The 3,920-nt window shown below is 64.2% G+C and carries 4 protein-coding genes and 1 pseudogene; 3 read left to right on the top strand and 2 right to left on the bottom strand.

Annotated features, from left to right (window positions below; all coding sequences use genetic code 11):
• Window positions 1–42: 42 nt before the first annotated feature.
• Window positions 43–267 (bottom strand): annotated as a pseudogene (locus OX89_RS02445) (TRAP transporter large permease subunit); the annotation flags it as partial.
• A complete protein-coding gene (locus tag OX89_RS02440; RefSeq protein WP_012655605.1) occupies window positions 264–854 on the bottom strand; it encodes a TRAP transporter small permease in 591 nt (196 codons plus the stop codon). The gene OX89_RS02440 and the pseudogene OX89_RS02445, both read right to left, overlap by 4 nt.
• 250 nt (window positions 855–1,104) lie before the next feature.
• Here OX89_RS02440 and OX89_RS02435 point away from each other — a divergent pair, with 250 nt between their 5' ends.
• From OX89_RS02435 to OX89_RS02425, 3 genes are all read left to right on the top strand, one after another.
• The gene (locus tag OX89_RS02435; protein ID WP_011804061.1) at window positions 1,105–2,043 is read left to right on the top strand and encodes a LysR family transcriptional regulator; all 939 of its coding nucleotides are present in this window, start codon (window positions 1,105–1,107) and stop codon (window positions 2,041–2,043) included.
• Between the two features lie 179 nt (window positions 2,044–2,222).
• Window positions 2,223–3,113 carry an amino acid ABC transporter substrate-binding protein gene (locus OX89_RS02430; RefSeq protein ID WP_047349425.1) on the top strand — a complete coding sequence of 297 codons (891 nt, stop codon included), beginning with the start codon at window positions 2,223–2,225 and terminating at the stop codon, window positions 3,111–3,113.
• 122 nt (window positions 3,114–3,235) lie between these two features.
• Window positions 3,236–3,920, top strand: a 685-nt coding sequence (locus tag OX89_RS02425; protein ID WP_047349424.1) for a transporter substrate-binding domain-containing protein, incomplete at its 3' end; no start/stop codon positions are given.

Genomic DNA, 3,920 nt, shown 5'->3' with positions numbered 1-3,920 from the left:
GGCGTTCAGACTCTACCGCGCTGGTCTGGTTTAAAGATACAAGCGGTCGAAGATCGAACCCACCAGCACGAACATGGGAATCGCCAGCAGCGGGTACTTGCCCAGCCCGGCGTAGAAGTTCTGCGGCACGGCGAGCAGGCCAAACCATTGCGTCTCGGCATTGGCCAGCGCAATGGCGGCGGCGCCGGCCAACCCCAGGGCGGCACCGATGGGCACACCCACAAACATCAGCACCAGGAAGGCGACGAAGAGCAGCGTGGCGATCATGGCTGGCGCTCTCCGTTGTCGTCTGCGTCATTGCCGAGAAACTCCACGTCCGGCTGGCGCGTGCGGCGGATCAGCAGGCCAATGGCGCGCCAGGTGATGAGCAGCGAGAGGATGGGCAGCCAGACCGAGTACCACCACTGCGGCACGCCGATGCCGGGCGAGGTTTCTTCGAAGCGGTAGTCGTCCCAGACCACGCGCACGCTGAGCACGGCGATCACCGCGAACAGCACGGCCACCAGCAGTGCGCCCAGTTGTGCCAACCGGCGGCGGCGGGCTGCGGAGCCGCTGTCGCAGAAGAATTCGATGCGGATGTGGCGGTCGCGCGCCACCGCGGCAGAGCCAGCCACCAGGGCCAGCACGATCATCAGGAAGACCGAGAGCTCCTCGGTCCAGGCAAAGGACGAATTGGTGAAATAGCGCACGAGCACGTTGGCAAACGTGATCAGCGCCAGCAGCGCCATGACGATGACGGTGAGCCAGTCCTCGATGCGCAGGGAACGGGGTTCGCTGGAGGCGGGGGCGCTAGAGACGCGCGCGCCATCCGGGGCGGCATCGTCGGCCGGCCCGGGGGTAGGTAGGGAGGACATGGGGGCAGAGAACAGAAAAGTCGAACATGAAAGGCTGGCCGCTCTGCCCTCCGGTGTTGTGCACCAGGGGCCTGGTCGAAGGATTGCGCTGTGGGCGCGAGAGGGCCTATTTTGCAATCAAACGTACGGTGCTCCGCCGCAGGGTGTTCCCCAGGAGGGCGCTGGGGCGGCCCAGTCGCGCTCAACAGGGGGAGAAGGCCTGCCTGGGCGCATCGAGAAGGCCTGCCTGGGCGCATCGATAATGCGGGCCATGGAAACCAAATGGCTCGAAGACTTCGTCAGCCTGGCAGAAACGCGCAGCTTCAGCCGCTCGGCGCAATTGCGCCATGTGACACAGCCCGCTTTTTCGCGGCGCATCCAGGCGCTGGAGGCCTGGGCCGGCACCGATCTGGTGGACCGCAGTTCCTACCCCACGCGGCTGACGGCCGCGGGCAACACGCTGTACGACCAGGCGCTGGAGGTGCTGCAGGCGCTGCAGAACACGCGCGCCATGCTGCGCGCGCACACCAGCGCGGGCACCGACATGATCGAGTTCGCCGTGCCGCATACGCTGGCGTTCACTTTTTTCCCGGCCTGGGTGTCGGCGCTGCGGGCGGACTTCGGCCCGCTCAAAAGCCGGCTGATCGCCCTGAACGTGCACGACGCGGTGATGCGCCTCGTGGAGGGCGGCTGCGATCTGCTCATCTCCTACCACCACCCATCGCAGCCCCTGCAACTGGACCCGGACCGCTACGAGATGGTGACGCTGGGGCAGGAGGTCCTGGCCCCCTACGCCAAGGCGGGCGCTGATGGTCAGCCGCTGTTTTGCCTGCCGGGCCGGCCTGGTGAGCCGCTGCCCTACCTGGGGTATGCGCCAGGGGCCTACTTGGGGCGCGTGACGGAGCTGATCCTCAAGCAGGCGGGGACGGCCATCCACTTGGACCGCGTGTACGAAACGGATATGGCCGAAGGCCTGAAGGCCATGGCGCTGGAAGGGCACGGAGTCGCCTTCCTGCCCTACAGCGCGGTGAAGAAGGAACTGCGTTCGCGCAAGCTCCTGAGCGCGGCGCCGCCCGACGCGCAGGACCTGCAGATGGTGATGGAAGTACGCGCCTACCGCGAAAAGCCCTCGCGCAAGGAGCCTGCCAAGGGCCTGGCCCAGTCCCTGTGGACGTACCTGCAGACGCGCGCCGGACAGAACCCCATCTGACGCGAGCACCACACTTGGCATGCAAGTCTTGCATGCAAACCCACATCCCTGGCATTGGATTGCGTGGTCACGCGACATTACAGTCTTTGAAACTAAATGTGGCAACGCACGGTCGCACCGAAACATGGCGCGCACCTGGTGCGGAGATTGCTAAGCCATGCACAAGGGAGACCCTCTGAATGAATTGCAAGCAAGGATGGAAGGCGCTGGGCGCCGCGGTGGCGCTGTGCTGCGCCGTGGGCGCGCAAGCCCAAGGGGTGCTGGAGCGTGTGCGCGGCGGCGGACCGCTGGTGCTGGCGCACCGTGAATCGTCGGTGCCGTTTTCGTACGTGCACGAGGGCAAGCCCATGGGCTACGCCCTGGACCTGTGCCTGCATATCGCCGAAGTGGTGCGCAAGAAGACCGGCATGAAGAACATGCCGGTGCAGTTGGTGCAGGTGACACCCGCCAATCGCATTGAGATGGTGAAGACCGGCAAGGCCGATATGGAATGCGGCTCCACCACCAACAACGCCGAGCGCCGCAAGGATGTGGCCTTCACCATTCCGCACTTCATCACGGGTGCGCGCCTGCTGGTGCCCGCGGCCAGCACGGTGACGCGCATGGAGGATCTGGAAGGCAAGAAGCTCGTGTCCACCAAAGGCACGACGCCCTACAAAGCGGCCGAGCAGGCCAACCGCGAACGGCTGATGCGCATCCAGCTGGTGGAGGCGCCCGATCATGAGGCCGCGGTGGTCATGGTGGAGAAGGGCCAGGCCGACGCCTTCGTGATGGACGACGTGCTGTTGTATGGCCTGGCGGCCAACCGCCCCGACCCCAAGGCGCTGAAGGTGGTGGGCCGCTTCGTCACCACCGAGCCGCTGGCGATCATGCTTGCCAAGAACGATCCCGAGTTCAAGAAGTTGGTGGACGAGGAGATGCGCCGCCTGATCGTGAGCAATGAGATCAACGCCATCTACGACAAGTGGTTCATGCAGCCCATTGCGCCTACCCACCGTGCGCTGAACCTGCCCGTGAGCTACCTGCTGCGGGACTTCTGGAAATACCCTACCGATCAGGTCCCCTTCTGAACCCACAATACGCCCCTGTCTTGAACGTGCCGCAGGGTGTGGCTTGACCGCCATCGGTTCCTCAGAACGGTCGTTCGATTTCAATACACTTCGCTTTTCGCTTCACCCACAAGGAGATATTCATGAAGAAGCATTTGCTGGCCGCAGCCATTACCGTCCTGGCCGCTGGTAGCGCGTTCGCACAGGCCAACGACACCCTGGCCAAGATCAAATCTACGGGTGCCGTGACGCTGGGCGTGCGCGAGTCCTCGGGCCTGGGCTACACCCTGGGCAACGGCAAGTACGTAGGCTTCCACACCGAGATGGGTGAGCGCATCCTGGCCGACATCCAGAAGCAGCTGGGCCTGGCCAACATGGAGATCAAGTACCAGCCGGTGACTTCGCAGAACCGCATTCCGCTGGTGACCAACGGCACGGTGGACATCGAGTGTGGCTCCACCACCAACAACACCGCCCGCCAGAAGGAAGTGGCCTTTGCCGTGACCACCTATGTGGAAGAGGTGCGCATTGCCGTGAACGCCAAGTCGGGCATTACCGGCATCAAGGACCTGAACGGCAAGACCATCGTCACCACCACCGGCACAACGTCGGTGCAGACGCTGCGCAAGCACAAGCGCGCCGATGGCCTGAACTTCAAGGAAGTCATGGGCAAGGACCACGCCGACAGCTTCCTGATGCTGGAAACGGGCCGTGCCGACGCTTTCATCATGGACGGCTCCATTCTGGCCGCCAACATCTCCAAGTCCAAGAACCCCTCTGACTTTAACAGGCCGTTGAAAAATCCCCCGCCGACGCCCGCGTTGGCCG

This window comes from Diaphorobacter sp. J5-51 (genome assembly GCF_001023515.1).
Taxonomy (GTDB): Bacteria; Pseudomonadota; Gammaproteobacteria; order Burkholderiales; family Burkholderiaceae_C; genus Diaphorobacter; species Diaphorobacter nitroreducens.
Note: the sequence above shows the minus strand (reverse complement) of the source record. Positions and strands in the feature narration are given on the sequence as shown.

What these genes read in the sequence shown, in the direction of transcription:
- OX89_RS02440 (WP_012655605.1), bottom strand. Translation starts at nt 854, where the DNA reads ATGTCCTCCCTACCTACCCCCGGGCCGGCCGACGATGCCGCCCCGGAT.
- OX89_RS02435 (WP_011804061.1), top strand. Translation starts at nt 1,105, where the DNA reads ATGGAAACCAAATGGCTCGAAGACTTCGTCAGCCTGGCAGAAACGCGC.
- OX89_RS02430 (WP_047349425.1), top strand. Translation starts at nt 2,223, where the DNA reads ATGAATTGCAAGCAAGGATGGAAGGCGCTGGGCGCCGCGGTGGCGCTG.